A 17289-nucleotide genomic window follows, 5' to 3' on the forward strand; every position below is an offset into this window, starting at 1 on the left:
AAGTTGCGAGGGAAAGCCCCCTAGTGGCAACAAAACGTCGATCAGACGGCCTTAGGGGTCGATGCAGACATATGTGATATGGAGAAACTCCTCCATCCCATGATGGCTTCCCTGGCGTCCGACGCCGCTATCCTTCACACCACCGAAGGGCGCGACTTCCATCGTGATCAGGCCCTCATTGAGGCCAACGCGGAAAAATGACCGCGCCTCTTTCAACAGCAAGCATGTACCATCAGCCTGAAGATCGACCCCATACTTTCATATAATTTTCGACATACGATTCTTATGGCAAATATTCGTTATCGATACCCCGTCGATACTGTCGGCTCTCCCCCAAGCCGACCAGACCCCAAGGGTCTTACCTGGCCGGGCGGTTCCCTCCCCCCGATCTGAATCGTCCGGCCATTTTCTTATCCTGCGACACGCAAGGCACAAACGACGAGACGAGGGCGTAGGACCATGACAGATCCCCTCTCTCAGGCGGAGCATCAACTGACGAGGCAGTCGATGGGATTATGCGGCTGACCCTGACGACCATCAGCGGCTATCAGCGGTTTCATCAGGACAAGCACCTCGACGAGGATGGCACGGCGCTCCAGGCTCTCGATTTCCGTCAGTTGGGTCAGGTGGGGTCGTTCAATCAGGAAACTCGTCTCGCGGGCGAGACCGGCCGGTGGCGCTGGCTGGCAGGTGGCTATGCAGCGTGGCAGAAATCCGATGAGAGCTTCGCCGGCGACGTGGTGTCGGGATCGCTTGCCGAACCCTTGCCCGGCATCTTCCCGCGCTTCACCACCGTCGGCGGCGCGTTCGAATTTCACAAGCGCGACCTCGCCGCATTCGGAAACGTGGAGTATCGCGCAGGAGAGCATCTGACGCTAATCGGCGGGCTTCGCTACACCAACTCTCTCCAGAGGTTCTACGGCTGTCAGCAGAGCGGAAGCGATCCTGCGCTGGGTGAAACCCTCGCCTATCTCAGCGCCGCCGCGCGCGGCGTGCTTCCAAGCGTCGATCCCGTCCCGCAGAGCGGCTGCATCCAGATCGATGCCGCGACGCTGCAGCAGGTGGCCACCCATGATCGCCTGGCGGAGAGCAACGTCTCGTGGCGGGGCAACGTGAACTACAAGACGGATGGCAGCTCGCTTCTCTATGCAAGCATCGCCAAGGGCTTCAAGTCCGGCAGCTTTCCCTCGCTCAGCGTGAGCAGTTCACTGCAGTTCGCTCCGGTCAGCCAGGAATCCCTGCTGGCCTGCGAGGTCGGCATCAAGGCTCCGATATCGGGCGGAATGGTGCGGGTGGAAGCTTCGGGCTTCTACTACGACTACCGCAACAAGCAGGTACGCGGTCGTGTCGCCGACCCCGTGTTCGGTGCGGTCGAAGCCTTGGTCAACATCCCGAAATCACGCGTCTTCGGCTTCCAGGGATCGCTACGAGCACGGCCTGCAAGGGGGCTTGACCTCGGCGTGTCCGCGGTCGTCGTCGACAGCAAGGTCCAGCGCTTCACCGGCTATGACCAGAATGGCGTGCTGACAGATTTCGCTGGATCCCCTTTCCCCTATTCGCCCCGCTTCCAGATGGTCGCGAACGCGACCTACGAATGGACTGTCGGGGCTGACCTTCGCAGCTTTGTGGGCGCCGATCTGACGCATCACAGCGCGACCAACGCCAGCCTCGGCGATGATCCTGAATTGCGCCTGCGGCCCTACGCCACGCTCGATCTGCGTGCAGGCGTGCGGGCAGCCGACGATAGCTGGTCGATGATCGTGTGGGGCCGCAACGTCACCAACGCCTACTACTGGAACAACATGTACCGGTTCACCGACACGCTGGTCCGGATCGCGGCACGCCCGGTCACCCACGGGCTGACGCTGTCCATAAGGCGCTAGGAGGCGGATCGAAGCCGACAGGCAGCTACCGATTGCTCCCCGGAGAGTTACACAGCGGCATCCACAACCGCCACGACCTCGATTTCCAGCATGCCGCCCGAGGGCAACCCCGCCACCCCCACCGCCGAGCGCGCATGCTGGCCATGATCGCCGAAGATGGCGATGAGCAGCCGGGAGACATGGTCGAGCACCTGCGTATGCCCCTGAAACGCGGGGCCGGCGAAAACAAAGCCGCGCAGAAACAGAATGCCCGTGACATGGTCGAGCCCCACGGCATCCTCAAGCGCGGCCAGGGCGCGCAAGGTGCAGGCGCGGGCCGCCGCCTCAATCCTGTCGGGATCGGTGGCGTCATCGACCGGGCCGGTGATGATGCCATCCTCGGTTCGGCTGACCTGCCCCGCGACATAGGCCAGCCCGCCATGGACCCGCACCGCGCGATAGGCGCCCTGAGGCCTGGGCACCGACGGCAGGGTCAGGCCAAGGTCGCGCAGACGATCATGGGGTGTCGCCATGTCAGGCCACCCTTCCCGCGCCGCCCAGCCAGCAGCCGCTCACCCGTCCTGCTTCCTCACGGAAACGAACCTCGATCCGCGAAGGGCGCCCCATGGCGCGGCCCTGACGGACGATCACCGGCCTCTCCGGCGTGACCTGCCCCTGCGCCAGCAGCCCGAAGGCCAGGGCCGCCGCCGCGATGCCGGTGGCCGCATCCTCGGGATAGCCGGAGGATTTGGGGAACTGGCGGGCATCATAACGCTGCCCGCTCCCGTCGCTGGCGGCATAGGGGTAGATACCGGTCGAGCCGATCGCCTCGCACAGGCTTTCCATCCGGGAAAGATCGGGCCGCAGCCCATCGAGCAGCGCCACACTTGCCAGCGGGATCAACGTCTTGACCCGGCTGGTCGCGGCATTGCGGATGGGCATGGGCGCCAGATCGCCGGGCGGGATGCCCAGCACGGAGAGAATCTCGGCCTCACTCTCCTTCGGCAAGGGTTCCACCACCCCGCGCGGCTGAGAGATCGCCACCTGCCGCGCCTCACCCGTCCCGGTCACGACAGCCTCGACGATGCCGCTGGCCGTCCAGATCCGCAGATCCTCCGAAGGCAGCCTGCCAAGGCGATCCAGCAGCCAGACCGCCCCCACCGTCGCATGGCCACACATCGGCATCTCATGGTTGGGCACCCAGAAACGCAGCCCAAGATCGCACCCCGCCCCCTCCGGCGGGGCAATCACAAAGGCGCTCTCATGGCCGAAATGCCGGGCCACCTCCTGCATCTCGCCATCGGTCATGGCGCGCGCATCCAGAGCGATGGGCGCCGGATTGCCGCCCCCCGGCCCATCGGCAAAAACATCGACGACATGAACATCGGCTGGGCTGAAGGGCATAACGGTCCTCGTTTTCTGGCGTGATCTTACCCATGGCGCGGCGCGAGACAATCTGGCGCGCGCAAAAGGGCCTTTTGTGGCGCGGGATCGGGACATCGGCGCCTCCAGCCCTTGACCCGATCCGGCAGGAGGGGGCTTAATAGGCCCAGACCTTGCGTCATACCTGCCAAAGGGCCCCTGCATGAGCGGCATCACCAGCATCTTCAATTCGGTGGCAGCCTACAGCCAGCCAGCCCATGCGCATGACAGCTATATGCTGATGCTGCCCCAACAGGGCCTGATGCGCTTCACCGATGAGGATGGCGACTGGTCGACCACCCTGCTGGAACGGCAGGTGCTGCTGGTCCCGCCTGACCGGGCGCATTCCACCGCATCGCTCTCCACCACGCAGAGCCATTGCGCCTTCTATGTCGAGGCCGATGTGATGGCCCATGCGCTGCGGGAGCTTTCCGCCAGCGCCGAAAGCTTCCTGCGCAGGCCGGTGCCGGGCGTCTGGGCCGCCTCGCCCACGCTTCAGCATTTGCTGGTGGCCCGCAGCCATATGCGCGGCAACAGCGCGAGCCACGGCCATGCCCAGCGGCTGGCGGCGATGGACCATCTGCTGCTGCTGGAATGCGCCGCCACCGCGCTGCGCGGGCCGGGCATCCAGCGCTCGACCACGCAAAGGCATGGTGCGGCACTGGTGCGCGAGGTGAAGGCCTATCTGGCGGGCACGCTGGATCAGGCGCCCGATATCGATGCCATCGCGGCGGCGTTTCACATCTCCCGCCGCCACCTGACACGGCTGTTTCAGGAGCATGGCGGGCAGAGCCTGCTGGACTTCACCCAGACGATGCGCATGGCGCGTGCGCGCGATCTGCTCGAACACACACGCCTCTCGGTGCTGGATATAGCGCAGACGGTGGGCCTTGGGTCACCCTCGCATTTTGCGGCGCTGTTTCGCCGCAGCCATGGACAATCGCCCGATGGCTGGCGCCGGATGAAAGCCGCCGCGCAAGATCCGCCGCCACCAACCCTCACGCGATAGCGTCCCCTTCCCCATCGCGCCTGCCGCTTCCGCATGCCGTCCCGGCAGGCGGCCCCTTGCGCTTATCCTCAGGAGCCGGACTTGCCCCATTCTCTGCCCCTTCGCCTCTCGCTTGCCCTTGCCTTCAGCCTGCCGGGCGCCTCTGCCCTGCAAGCCGAACCCGAGACGCTGCCCAGCGGCAATTTCCTGCTCTGGCAGCCCGAGCAGCGCCCCGCCGGTTTCAGCCATATGGACAGGATCTTCCCGACCCGCGTGGTGAAAGCCGGTCCCCATCCCCGTCCCCTGCCCAAGGCCCCGCATGAACTGGCGGTGCGCTACACCGTCGATGGCCGGCCGATGGACACCACCGGCTTTATGGCCGCCAACCATGTCGCCGGGCTGCTGGTGATCAAGGATGGCCGCATCCGGATCGAGCGTTATCGTCTGGGCCTGACGGCCAAGGGGCACTGGAATTCCTTTTCCGTGGCCAAATCCGTCACCTCCACGCTGGTCGGCGCGGCGATCAGGGATGGTTACATCCAAAGCCTGGACGATCCGATCATCCGCTATATCCCAGGCCTGAAGGGCAGCGTCTATGACGGCGTGACGATGCGCAATATGCTGACCATGAGTTCTGGCGCGCGGTGGAACGAAAATTACGAAGACCCCAACTCCGACGAGATGAAGATGAAGGAGATCGACGGCGGCAAGGGCGGCACGCCGGTCGATTATATGGCGCATCTGCCGCGCATTGCGCCACCGGGCAGCCAGTTTCATTACAGCACCGGCGACGCCGACCTGATCGGCATCGCTCTGGCCAATGCCACGGGCATGTCGATGGCGGATTATCTGGCGAAGACGATCTGGCAGCCCTTCGGCATGGAGAACGACGCCTATTGGGTCACCAGCGGCGGACGCGAGACGGGCGGCGGCGGCCTGAGCGTCTCGCTGCGCGATTTCGGCCGCTTCGGCCTGTTCTTTATGGGCGGCGGCATGGCGGGCGGGCGCAAGGTGCTGCCCGAGGGCTGGGTGAAGGACGCCTCCGCCCTGCATCTCCAGACGCAGGCGACATGGGCCGATGTCGGCTATGGCTATCAGTGGTGGGTGTGGAAGGATGGCACCTATCGCGCGATCGGCATCTTCGGGCAGATGATCTACATCGATCCGGCCAGCAAGCTGGTGATCGTCACGCTCTCGGCCTGGCCCCATGCTGTTGGGCAGCGTTATCACGATGCCGAAGCTGCCTATATCGCGGCGGTGCGCAGGGCCATCGGCTAACGCCAACCTTGCTGACGCTCGTGCCCACAAGGGCCTCATTCAAAAGCGCTCGCACATTCATCAGTCCAGACTTTGGCGCGCGCCAAACAAAACGGGCGGCATCCCAGGGATGCCGCCCGTCGCAAGTCATGTCTGTCTTGCCAAGATGTTACATCTTGAACGACACGCTGGCGCGATATTCACGTCCGATCAACCCGGCATAATGCCAGGACGTCAGGAAGTTGGGCGCGCTGGAATAGGCCGCCGGAGCAATCGGCGCCCTCGCGTCGAACGCATTCTTGACCATCAGCGAGAACACGCCGCCATTGCCGAACTTCATGCTGGCCGTCAGATCGTTGGTGATGAACGGGCTGACATAACAGAAGGCGTCGCCCGTGCCGTACAGGTTCTGCGAGCAGTCGGTCGACAGGCTGCCCTGATCGGTGGCGACTTCCTTGATCCGCCCGACATAGCTGGTGGTCAGGCTGAGCGAGAAAGCCTCGCCGAATTCCAGCGTGTTCTGCCAGTTGCCACGCAGGCGCGGCGAGCCATTGCCCGATGACAGGTCATAGGGTCCAAACGTGCCCGCATAGGACTGAATACCGGTCGCGGTATGCAGGTTCGAGGTCAGCAGATAGGTGCCCTCGATGCGGCTGGTCCACCGGATCTTGTCGGTCAGGCGCAGATTGGCCGTGGCCGACAGATCGATGCCCGAGGTCACCATATAATTCGCGTTCACATAGGGAACATTGATGATCAGCGGGCGCGGCAGCAGGTTGGGATAGAGCGGATCGACAGCATCGACGGTGTTGACCGAATAGCCAGGCCCCACGGCCGCCACGGCCGCCTTGGCGGCGTCCAGATTGGAAGAGGCGAAATAGGCGCTGACGGCCTTGCCGATATCCGGGCCGGTGACGATCAGGTTCGACTTCTTCACATTGTAGTAGTCGACGGTCAGGCTGAACCAGCGAACGGGCTGAACGATCGTGCCGAAGGTGAAGCTGCGCGAGGTTTCGGGCTGCAGATTGGGATTGCCCACCACGCCGCGACCCAGATTATAGGTCGTGTTATAGGGATTGCCGTTGGCCGAGCAGGTCGTGGTGTTGCCGGTGCCGCCATGGGCCAGAATATAGGCGCAGGGCGGCGTGCTCGACACGAAGCCGGCGTACTGGCTGCGCGGGCCGGATTCGGCAAAGGTCGGCGCGCGGAAGCCCTGCGAATAGGTACCGCGCAGGGCAATGGCCTTGGTCGGTGTGAACTTGAAGCCGAACTTGGGCGAGAAGCGGCTGAAGCCCTCCGAATAATGGTCGAAACGGCCCGAAGCGTTCACTTCAAGCTGCTTGAACACCGGCGCGTCCAGCTCGAAGAAGGCCGCCGACACGGTGTGCGAACCAAAGGCCGACGCGGTAGTCAGGCTGTAGGTATCGAGCGCCACGTTCTGGTTGTTGTTTTCCAGCATTTCGTGGCGGATCTGCCCGCCGACGGCCAGCTGAAGATCGCCGCCCGGCAGCGTGAACAGCTTGCGCGTCACCGAGGCATCAAGCGCATAGGTTTCCGAATGCGACGGCGTGGTCTTGTCCGGAGCCAGCGCCTGACGCACCGCATCGCTGTTGAGCGAAGGGTTGACGAAATTATACGAACCGGTGTTGATCGCCTGCGTCAGTGCCGCGATGTTGATAAAGCCATGCTGCACCAGCTTGAGCTTGTCGTAAGCGTAGACACCGTCAACGCGCCAATCCCAGGCGTCGGCGATCCGGCCATGGAGCCCGGCGGTGGCACGATAGACGTCGTTGGAGCGGTCACTGCCCGACGCGATGTCGCCAAACATGTAGTAGATGCGCGCGGCGCCCTGGGAAGGGTTGGCGGCATAGGCGGCGGCATAGGGGTTGTTGGGGTTGAGCGTGCGGTTGGCCGCCGTCGCGCAGTTCACGCCCGAGGCGCAGATGTAGACGGGCAGCACGATGCCCGGATTCGACGAGGCCACACTGGGCGCGGCGCCAAACGGCTGGGTGTTGCGGATAACCTGCGGCGTGCCCCAGATGCTCACATAGCTGTGGCTGTAGCTGCCGGTGACATAGCCCTCGATCGTGTCCGACACGCGGAAGCTGATCCGGCCATTGGCCGAGTAACGCTCCTGCAGCGGCTGGATCTGGCGATACTGGTTGACCAGATCGTACTTGCAGCCCGTGCCGTTAGAGGCCGTGAAGGTGCCGCTGGTGCAGTTCCCCAGGCCGAGCGCGGTGTACTGCGACGCGTTGGCAGGGTTGAGCAGCGCGGTGCCGCCGCTGAGCGGATTGTTGAGATCGGTCTGCGCCACACGGGTCACATAGGCCGTCGGCGAGGCGGTGGTCATCGCCGAATCCGCGGTGTTCTTGTCGATGCCACCGATGCTCGACAGATCCGTCGTGTTGTACGGGAAGCCGCGGCTGGCGTTCGAAACGCGGCCGTCATGCTGATATTCGCCGTTCACATAGACGTTGAAGCCCTGCTCTTCATAATTGCCAAAGCCGGCGGTCAGGCTGATGCGCTGATGCGCGGCATCCCCGCGCGACGCCAGGCCGCCCTCGGCCTTGCCTTCGAGGCCGACGAACTGCTTCTTCAGCTTGATGTTGACCACGCCGCCGATCGCGTCGGCACCATAGGTTGCCGAAGCGCCGTCCTTGAGCACTTCGATCTTGTCGACCAGGCTGAAGGGGATCGAGTTGAGATCGACATAGGCGTTATGGCCGTCGTCGTTGATCGGGAAGTTGGCCGAACGCAGACCGTCGACCAGCACCAGCGTCGAGGAGACGCCCAGACCGCGCAGCGAAACCGCCGAGCCGCCAGCCGAAAAGCCCGACTGGAAACCGGTGCCGATGGACCCTGCGCCGTCGGCCGAGATCGAGCGGATGGCGTCCGACACGTTGGAAATGCCGGCCTTGTTCAGATAATCCGTCGTCAGCACGGTGACCGGCGAAGGCGTTTCGGTGTTGGCGCGGCGGAACAGCGTGCCGGTCACGACAATGGTATTGTCTTCCTTGGGCGCGGTTTCAGGCGCCGTAGCGGGTGCCACCGCCGTATCCTGCGCCCAGGCCGAGGTGGCGCAGACAAGGGTGGAAAGAGCGATGGCGGCGGCGCTGACGCGCAAACGCTGGCCACGCAGAGAGGTCGCGAGATTCATGATAATTTACCCCTTATGCCACTGCCTGAAATGTTTGCCCCACGCAGGCAGCGGTCGATAGGAGACTATACTTACGCGCCCAAGATTGGCACAATATCTTTGGATCCATCCGCGCCATGACGCAAAATTTTGTTGCAGTCCTGCTACAGCCTCAAGTGAAAAATGCGAGAATTGAGAGGCTTTCCGACCGATGCTATCGATCATTATAATATAAAATCGACCGACCATCAGAACTTTCCACAGAATATATTTATATATATATTTTATATTATCGCGCCCGGCAGGAACACATGCACCGGCTTGGCACCTGCGCCCCAGGCAGCTTGACCGACGCCCCCAGGCGACCACCCCAACTGATTTTCACCGGTGGCACACGGACGCTTGCTGTTGTCATCGCATGGGTCGTTCCAATGGGCGAGCGGCGGGAAAGGCGATGCTCTTGTTCAAGCTCGGAACGGGTTCCGGCGAGGCAAAGGCTACCCGATCCGCTCAATGCCCCGAAGAGCTGCGCCCAAGAAGCAGGGCGGCAAGCGCAATCGCCTGCCTGCCCGTCAGGCTGCCCGGCTGATCCTGCGGCATCGAGCGCCTGATCCTCTCGCGCAGCGCGGCGCGCTTGCCTCGCCATGTCGCATCAAAGCTGGGTCCGGTGAGTGGCGGCCCCTCCTCCGCGCCTTCCATCGCCCTGCCATGGCAAACCGCGCAGCGCTCGGCATAGATCTTCAAACCTTCCGCGTTATCGCCCGCCCCCAGCGATGCAGCCGCCAGCAGGCCGATAACCGCCATCCAGCTCATGCCGGTTTGGAAGGCTTGCGGCCCGGCCCTTCCTGCATGGGTTCCTGCTGCGTCTGGGGGATGGTCGGCGCGGGCAGCGTCGCGGCATTGCGGTTGGCCAGGGCCAGCATCTCGCCCGTAGAGGGCAGGATCGGCCATTGCTTTTCCGCATGGTCGAAACGGAAAGCCGAGGTCAGATCACCGAAAGCCGCGCGGCGCCAGGGCGTGATGTTGGGCTCGCGCACGCCGGTCACCCTTTCGAGAAATTGCAGGACCGAGGTGTGGTCGAAGGGCTCGCTGCACACCTGCCCGCCCATCGTCCATGGCGAGACGATGATGCAGGGCACGCGAAAGCCACCGCCAATGGGCAAGCCCTCGATAAATTCATGCGCTGTGCCATGGGGCGGCACCGGCGGCGGCACATGATCGAACAGGCCGTCATTCTCGTCGTAATTGAGGATGAAGACGGTCTTGGCCCAGACATCCGGATTGGCGGCCAGCTCGTTCAGGCGGTGGCTGATGAAATCGGCGCCCGCTGCCGGAAAGTGATCGGGATGCTCATTGGCTTCGGCGCTGGGGAACATCCATGAGACGGCGGGCAGGCGATCGGCCAGCACATCGGCGGCAAAGCGCCCCTCATCGCCCTCGGGCATGCCACGCAAGGCCAGCGGCGAGCCTGCCGGAGCTTCGCGAAACCGCTTGAAATATTTGAACATGTTGTGCGGCCGCCCATGCTCGCCATATTGGTAGACGCCCCAGGGCACGCCCGCTTCCTCAAGCCGCTCGGCATAGGTGGTCCATTGGAAACCCTCGGGCGGGGCCTTGTTGCTGATCACCGGCCCGCCTGCCCGGCCTTCCGGGTCGATCGTGCTCGTCAGCCAATAGAGCCGGTTGGGCCAGGTCGGCCCCATCACCGAACAGTGATAGGCGTCGCAAATGGTGAAGGCCTCGGCCAGCGCGAAATGGAAGGGGATGTCGGCCCGCTTGAAATAGCCCATGGTGTAGGGGCCGTTGGCACCATCCACCTCGCGATGGGCTGGCAGCCACTGGTCCATCCTGCCGCCGTTCCAGGCGCGATGCTGCACCGACCAGGCATGGCTGGTGGAGGGCAGTTTCTGAGCGTTGCTGGCAAAGCTGTCGAGATGGAAGGGCAGCGTATAACCATCGGGATGATGATGGTCGGGCTGGTGAAACACGCTTTTGCCATGCGGCAGGATCATCGCATGCGGATCGTCAAAACCGCGCACACCGGGCAGCGTCCCGAAATAGTGATCGAAGGAGCGGTTCTCCTGCATCAGCATCACCACATGCTTCACATCCTTGAGCGAGCCCTTGCGGCCCGTACCCTGCGCCATCAGCCGCTGCAGATTGGGCGGCATCATGCCTGTGGCGGCGGTCAGAGCCGCCAGTTGGCGCGCTCCGGCCAGCAGGCGACGGCGGGTAAAGCGGTTCGTATCGGGCATGGGATGGCTTTCTGAGCAGCGCGGGAATTGTGCTGGCTAGAGCCGCGAAACGCTCCTTTCCGCCATCGGTGCATGCAGAAATTTCGCGATGCGAATCGTCACAAAAGCTTCATCCGGGCGACTTAACCGCCACAGCCCTCGGCTCTGGAGAGAGGAACAGAAGCGATGCCTTCGCCCCGCCCCTTGTTACACTATCTGGTCGCGCCGCTCGCCTGCCTGCTGGCCGGAAGTGCTGTGGCGACTGCGCCTGCCGCCCCCCTCCCGCTGCCGCTGAACCAGAATGGCGGTGTGTGGAACGCGGGTCATGTTCAGGGCATTGCGGTCGACCGGCGGCATGGCTTCATCTATTATTCCTTCACCACTTTGCTGGCGAAGTATGACTTCAAGGGTCATCTGATCGGCACGCTGACAGGCTGGACCGGCCATCTGGGCGACCTCGATTTCAATGACAGCGACGGCAAGGTCTATGGCTCGCTCGAATACAAGAAGAACCAGGGCTTTTACATCGCCATCCTCGATGTCGACCGGATCGATCATGTCGGCATGGTCGCGGGAGAGAGCGATATCATCCGCACCGTCTATCTGCCCGAGGTGTTCAAGGACTATGCGGCGGATGTGAATGGCGACGGTGTCTTCGACGGCGATGACGGCAAATATCGCGACGATGTCATCGCCTCGCCCGATCATCGCTATGATTGCTCGGGGATCGATGGCGTGGCCTTCGGCCCGGCTTTTGGGCACAGCGACGGCAAGACCTATCTGACCGTGGCCTATGGCATCTATGGCAACACCCGGCGCGGCGACAACGACCATCAGGTGCTGCTGCAATATGACATCGCCGACTGGGCTCGCTATGCCGCGCCGCTGAGCGAGAGCGCGCCTCACCGCAACGGGCCGGAGCGGCCTGCGGGCAAATATTTCCTGCGGACCGGCAACACATCCTATGGCGTGCAGAACCTGTCCTACGATCCGCAGATGCGGCGCTGGTTTCTGGGCGTCTATCAGGGCAGCAAGCCGGCTTTTCCCAACTATCTGCTCTTCGCCGTCGAGGCGCGCGCGCGCCCCGCGATGCGCCCGCTGGTCGGCGTGCCTGCACCCGATGGCAAGGGCTGGGAACAGGGCATGATGCTGGATCTGGCCGCTGACGGCCTGAAGGACCCCGCCACCGGCATTCGCGGCTGGCGGCAGGAGGCCAATGTCGGCTTTCAGCCCATGGGTGACGGCCTGTTCTACATCGCCGCCAAGGCAGGCGCCAAAGGGCGGCAGTCAGCCGATCTGCGGCTGATGCGCTGGACCGGCGATGCTGAAAAACCTTTCGTGCCCGTCACCTCGCCGATGCCCGGCGGCGATCGGCCGCCTGTCACGCAGGCGCAATAGAACCGACCATTGGCTGTCACATTGCGCGGTTAGCCCCGCGCGAGACAATCAGGCGACCCCACCCGCAGGGCGGCAACATCCGCCTTGCCCCGCATGTCTCAGGAGCAATGATGCGCGCGATCGACCGGGACCGGACGCGATGGTTCCTCCGCAACATCCTGCCGCATGAACCGGCCTTGCGAAGCTGGCTGGGCCGGGGGCATCCCGCCGGGCTGGAGGTCGATGACATCATCCAGGAAGCCTATGCCGTGCTGGCCGATCTCGACACGGTCGAGGGCATCCGCAACCCGCGCGCCTATCTGTTTCAGATCGCCCGTTCGGTGATTTCGCGGCATGTGCGCCGCGCGCGGGTCGTCTCGATCCATGCGATCGAGGATTTCCCGCATCTCGACCATCCCGACGACCGCCCCTCGCCCGAGGATGTGGCGATCGACCGCGACCAGCTCGGACGCCTCGCCAAGGCGATCAGCGCCATGCCCGCCAAGGCGCAGGAGGCCTTCGTCATGCGCCGGATCGAGGGCCTGTCGCAGCGGGAAATTTCCACACGCATGGCGATTTCCGAAAACACCGTTGAAAAGCATATATCACGCGGCCTCAAATTTTTGGCCGATTGGTTTGGCCATGGCGGAAAAGCTCTGGCACAAGCCTCTAGAGATGGGGAATTGGAGACCTATCGCCTCGATGAACGCCTACGAAACCAGTCAAGACATTGACGATCAAGCCGCCGACTGGGCCGCGCGGCGCGATCGCGCACCCTTGTCGGAGGAAGAAAACCGACAGTTCGAAGCCTGGCTGAGCGGCGATCCGCGTCGGCGCGGGGCGTTTTTGCGTGCCGATGCCCTGGCGATGCTCAGCGAATCCGCGCAGGCGCTGGGCAGCGATTTCAAACCGCAGGATTTTGCCCCCGCCACCCCGCCACTGTCGCGCGGCCTGTCCCGGCGCAAGGTGCTGGCGTGGACGGGCGCGGGCGGCGTGGCGGCGGCCTCCCTCGCCGCTTTCGGCCTGAGCGCCCCGGCCTTCGGGGCCATCACCACAAGGCGCGGCGAGGTGCGTCTGGTCACGCTGGAGGATGGATCGAGCGTGATGCTCAACACCGAAACTAGCGTGAAGGTGCGCTATACCGAGTTGGAACGGCGCGTCCATGTGCTCTATGGCGAGGCCTATTTCACCATTGTCGCCGATCCTCACCGCCCCTTCACGGTCGATGTCGCCAGCGCGCATCTGAGCGCCGCCCCCGGCACGCTGAGGGTGCGCAATCTGCAGGATGCGCCGGTCGATATTCTGGTCAATCAGGGCCGCGCGATGCTGAAAAGTGCCGATCTGCCCGCGGCGATCACACTGGCGGCGGGCACGCGCATCGCCCTGCCCCTGAGCGGCGCCGCCGCCATCCCCGTGCCGCAGCCCGCCCCGGTCGATCTGGTGTCACGCGAGCTGGCCTGGCGCGAGGGCAAGATCGCCTTCGAGGGCGAAAGGCTCGATCAGGCGGCGGCGCAATTCGCCCGCTACAGCCGCACGCGCATCGCCATCCCCGATCCCGCACTGGCCGCGGAGCCGGTCAGCGGCCTGTTCGCGGCGGCCGATCCGGTCGGTTTCAGCCGCGCCGTGGCGGCCATTTTCGACGCGAAACTGGACCAGAACGGCGACAGCATCACGCTGACCCGCCGCAACGCCCCCGCACCGCAATAAAATCGCACCGCAGCGCAAAATTTGCGCTGCGGGAATAGCGGAACTCTCCTCCCCAAGGCTCTTCCATGGCGAAGCGCGTGGCGATGGCCACGCCGGTATGGGGGTCCATCATGTCTTTGCGTCGCTGCGTGCTGTCCAGCACCGCCATTGTTGCTGCTGTCGTCACATCCTCGCCCGCTTTTGCCCAGACGCGCAGCTTCGACATTCCCTCGCTGCCCGCGATCAAGGCCATCCCCGAACTGGCCCGGCAGGCGCAGGTGCAGATCATTGCCGCCGCCCGCGATCTGCAGGGGGTGAACACACCCGCCGTCAAGGGCGCGATGGATACCCGCGCCGCGTTGCGCCGCATGATCGCCGGAACCCCGCTGCATATCGTGAGCGATGACGGCCAGATCATCACCCTGCGCTCCGAAAAGCCCGGCGGCGGGAGTACAGCGCGCGGCGCCAAGGGCAGCCTGCGCGGTCGCGTGCTCAATGCGGCGACCGGCGAGTATCTGCAGAATGCGGAGGTGGATGTCACCTCGGCCAACATCTCGGTCTATACCGCCGAGGACGGCAGCTTCCGCATCCCCGATATGCCCACCGGGCCGGTCGATGTGGTCGTGCGCTACACCGGCCTCAAGGATTATCGCAGCCGCGTCACGGTGATGAGCGAGCAGGCCACGGTGCTCGATGTCGAAATGGCGCCTCAGGGGCTTTCCGCCAATGCCGAAAAGGCCATCACTGTGGTGGGTGAACGATCCGGTCAGGCCGCCGCGCTGATGAAGCGCCGCAGCGCGCTCAACGCCGTCACCGCTGTCGATGCCGACAATTTCGGCGCGCTGACCATGGGTGACGTCGGCGAATTCCTCAAGAACATGCCGGGCATCTCGCTCGATTATGTCGAGGTCGATACCAATGCCGTGCGTATCGGTGGGCTCGATCCCAAATATTCGATCTTCACCACCGATGGCGCGCGCATGGCCACCGCCACATCGAACAACAATGCCGGGCGCCAGAACTCTTTCGAGCAGATGTCGATCACCGGCATCTCGCGCATCGAGCTGAACAACACGCTTTCGGCCAGCATGGATGCCGATGCGCCGGGCGGCTCGGTCAATCTGGTGAGCAAATATGCCTTCGAGCGCAAGAAGCGGATGCTGCAGGTGCAGATCGGCGCGATCGGCACATCGGATTCGCATCTGGGCAGCACCTATATGCCCGACGACAAGAAGCATGCCACAATCTTCCCTTCGGCGCAGGTCAGCTTCGGCAATGTCTATCTTGGGGGACGGCTCGGTGTCGCGCTGAGCACCAGCTACAACGCCAATTTCGTCGAACAGGATCGCGTGCAGACCGACTGGTCCTATCTGCCCAACGGCACGATCATTCCCTATCGCCTGATGTATCGTCCGGGCCCGAAATTCACCCATCGCGAGGCGATCAACGGCGCGATCGATTACAAGATTTCCGACAAGCTTACGCTCTCCCTGCGCGGCACCTACTCGTTTTACGATGTCGAATATTTCAACCAATACACCTATCTCAATTTCGGCACGACGACGAAAAGCTACGTCACGGCGGACTCCACGGCCACCCATATCGTCGTTCCCGCCAATGGCACCAACACCAATGTGACCACATCCTATTCGCATCGCTACGCCGGTACGCCCGCGATGATCTACACGCCCAAGCTGAACTACAAGGATGATCGCTGGGATGTGACTGTGCGCGGCTCCTACTCCTCGTCGGAGTACAATTTCCGCGACGGCAGCAAGGGCTTCTTCCAGCGCAACGACACCAAGCTGTCAGGCATCGGCTTCACGCTCGACCGCGCCTCGACCGACACGCAGTCCTACAGCATCAACCAGACCTCGGGCCCGAGCTGGAGCAATCCGGCCAACTGGACCAGCGTCAGCAATTCGGTGCGCTCGGCCGAGTCCAATGCCATCGACCAGCAATATGGCGGCAACCTCGACATCAAGCGCAAATTCGACATCGGCCGCCTGCAGGCCACCGTGCTGACCGGCGGCGGCATCCGTACCAATGACTGGCGCACCAATGAAGGCTCCTACGACCTCTACAATTACACCGGGCCCGGCACGCTTCCCGCCACGAGCAATTATCAATTCGGCATCGTGGGTTACAATTCTGGCAACATCAACCAGTTGGGCTGGCGCGCCGACAGCAATTACGGCGCCTATACGCTGTCGCAACAACATCCCGAATATTTCACCCCCGACACCGTGGGCAATCTGACCCGCGACTATCAGAACAACAACCGGGTGCGTGAAACCGTCACCGCCGGTTATATCGAGCTTCAGGCCAAGCTGGGCAAGTTGAAAGCCGATCTGGGCCTGCGCTACGAAGGCACGCATGACGGCACGCAGGTCGCACAGATCCGTACCGCCGCGCAGGTCAAGGCTGCGGGCTATTCGACCAGCACCGTCACGGGCATCAACTACCAATATTACAACGGGCAGCAGCTCTGGAAGACATCGGACTATGGCGACTGGTTTCTGAGCGGCGGGCTGAAGTATGATTTCAACCGCCATCTGGTGGCGCAATTCGCCTTCAGCCAGTCGATCCTGAGGCCTGATTACGGCAATCTGGGCGGCGCCATCTCCACCAATGACAGCACGCAGATCGCCACCGTTCCCAATCCGCTGCTCAAACCCGAACATTCGACCAAATATTACGCCAGCCTGCAGTATTATCTGGAGCCTTCGGGGATCATCGCCCTGTCCGGCTATCGGCTCGATGTGAAGGACATGCAGGTCACCGGCATCACCATCGATCCTGCCGATGCGGGTTACAGCGGCAGCGATTATGCGGGGTATACTTTTGTCAGCACCATCAACCAGCCCGGTATCAGCCGCACCTATGGCGTGACCGGCGAATATGACCAGCAACTGGTCTTCCTGCCGGGGCTGCTTAAAGGGCTGGGGCTGCGCGGCTCCGTCACCTGGGTCGATCCGGATGGCGTGCGGGTCAACCTGCCCAAATATTCGGCCAATTGGGGCCTGCGCTATGGCCTGGGCCCGATCGACATCCAACTGACCGGCAATTACCAGTCCTCATCACGGACCAGCGCCCTGAGCAACACCGAAACCACCGCCAACAACGGCATCCTCTATCACGCCGCGCGCACGCTGTGGAATGTCAGCGCGACGTGGAATGTCTCGCCCAAGGTCTCGCTGCAGGTCGCCGGGCGCAACATCTTCAACGCGCCTGACATCATCTATTCCAACATCCGCAGCCGGGTGGAGCAATACAGCAGCTATGGCTCGATGTGGAATGCTGCCGTACGGATGAGGTTCTGAA

At 63.2% G+C, this 17289-nt stretch carries 13 protein-coding genes; 7 read left to right on the plus strand and 6 right to left on the minus strand.

Going from position 1 to position 17289, the window contains the following annotated elements; translation table 11 throughout:
• Positions 1-51: 51 nt before the first annotated feature.
• On the minus strand, positions 52-222 hold the full coding sequence (locus ABDW49_RS26460) for an aldehyde dehydrogenase family protein (RefSeq protein ID WP_343616683.1): 171 nt from the start codon (positions 220-222) through the stop codon (positions 52-54).
• Positions 223-515: 293 nt separating this feature from the next.
• Between ABDW49_RS26460 and ABDW49_RS26465 the strand changes: the two genes are divergently transcribed.
• Entirely contained in the window at positions 516-1883 is a 1368-nt protein-coding gene (locus ABDW49_RS26465; protein ID WP_343616685.1) for a TonB-dependent receptor, read from the plus strand.
• A gap of 47 nt (positions 1884-1930) precedes the next feature.
• On the opposite strand, the gene ABDW49_RS26470 is transcribed toward ABDW49_RS26465, so the two are convergent.
• Entirely contained in the window at positions 1931-2395 is a 465-nt protein-coding gene (locus tag ABDW49_RS26470) for a RidA family protein (RefSeq protein ID WP_343616687.1), read from the minus strand.
• 1 nt (position 2396) lies between these two features.
• Positions 2397-3266: a PhzF family phenazine biosynthesis isomerase gene (locus ABDW49_RS26475; RefSeq protein WP_343616689.1), complete on the minus strand. Its 870-nt coding sequence runs from the start codon at positions 3264-3266 to the stop codon at positions 2397-2399.
• Positions 3267-3447: 181 nt separating this feature from the next.
• On the opposite strand from ABDW49_RS26475, the gene ABDW49_RS26480 reads away from it, so the two are divergent.
• Positions 3448-4293 (plus strand): AraC family transcriptional regulator, encoded by an 846-nt coding sequence (locus ABDW49_RS26480; protein WP_343616691.1) that lies wholly within the window; start codon positions 3448-3450, stop codon positions 4291-4293.
• Between the two features lie 81 nt (positions 4294-4374).
• A complete protein-coding gene (locus ABDW49_RS26485; RefSeq protein WP_343616693.1) occupies positions 4375-5550 on the plus strand; it encodes a serine hydrolase in 1176 nt (391 codons plus the stop codon).
• Between the two features lie 148 nt (positions 5551-5698).
• Here the strand turns inward: ABDW49_RS26485 and ABDW49_RS26490 are convergent, their stop codons facing one another.
• The 3 genes from ABDW49_RS26490 to ABDW49_RS26500 all read right to left on the minus strand — a co-directional run bounded on the left by ABDW49_RS26490 (position 5699) and on the right by ABDW49_RS26500 (position 10923).
• A complete protein-coding gene (locus ABDW49_RS26490) occupies positions 5699-8689 on the minus strand; it encodes a TonB-dependent receptor (RefSeq protein ID WP_343616695.1) in 2991 nt (996 codons plus the stop codon).
• 489 nt (positions 8690-9178) lie between these two features.
• The gene (locus tag ABDW49_RS26495; RefSeq protein ID WP_343616697.1) at positions 9179-9481 is read right to left on the minus strand and encodes a cytochrome c; all 303 of its coding nucleotides are present in this window, start codon (positions 9479-9481) and stop codon (positions 9179-9181) included.
• The gene (locus tag ABDW49_RS26500) at positions 9478-10923 is read right to left on the minus strand and encodes an alkaline phosphatase family protein (protein WP_343616699.1); all 1446 of its coding nucleotides are present in this window, start codon (positions 10921-10923) and stop codon (positions 9478-9480) included. Before ABDW49_RS26500 ends, ABDW49_RS26495 begins: the two co-directional genes overlap by 4 nt.
• A gap of 165 nt (positions 10924-11088) precedes the next feature.
• Between ABDW49_RS26500 and ABDW49_RS26505 the strand changes: the two genes are divergently transcribed.
• The 4 genes from ABDW49_RS26505 (at position 11089) to ABDW49_RS26520 (ending at position 17288) form a co-directional block, all read left to right on the plus strand.
• Positions 11089-12300 (plus strand): hypothetical protein, encoded by a 1212-nt coding sequence (locus tag ABDW49_RS26505; protein WP_343616701.1) that lies wholly within the window; start codon positions 11089-11091, stop codon positions 12298-12300.
• Positions 12301-12407: 107 nt separating this feature from the next.
• Positions 12408-13013, plus strand: coding sequence for an RNA polymerase sigma factor (locus ABDW49_RS26510; protein ID WP_343616703.1), 606 nt, complete (start codon positions 12408-12410; stop codon positions 13011-13013).
• On the plus strand, positions 12982-13986 hold the full coding sequence (locus tag ABDW49_RS26515) for a FecR domain-containing protein (RefSeq protein ID WP_343616705.1): 1005 nt from the start codon (positions 12982-12984) through the stop codon (positions 13984-13986). Before ABDW49_RS26510 ends, ABDW49_RS26515 begins: the two co-directional genes overlap by 32 nt.
• 110 nt (positions 13987-14096) lie before the next feature.
• Entirely contained in the window at positions 14097-17288 is a 3192-nt protein-coding gene (locus tag ABDW49_RS26520) for a TonB-dependent receptor (protein ID WP_343616707.1), read from the plus strand.
• Position 17289 lies beyond the last annotated feature (1 nt).

It is taken from the genome of Novosphingobium sp. (assembly GCF_039595395.1).
In the GTDB taxonomy this organism is placed as follows: domain Bacteria; phylum Pseudomonadota; class Alphaproteobacteria; order Sphingomonadales; family Sphingomonadaceae; genus Novosphingobium.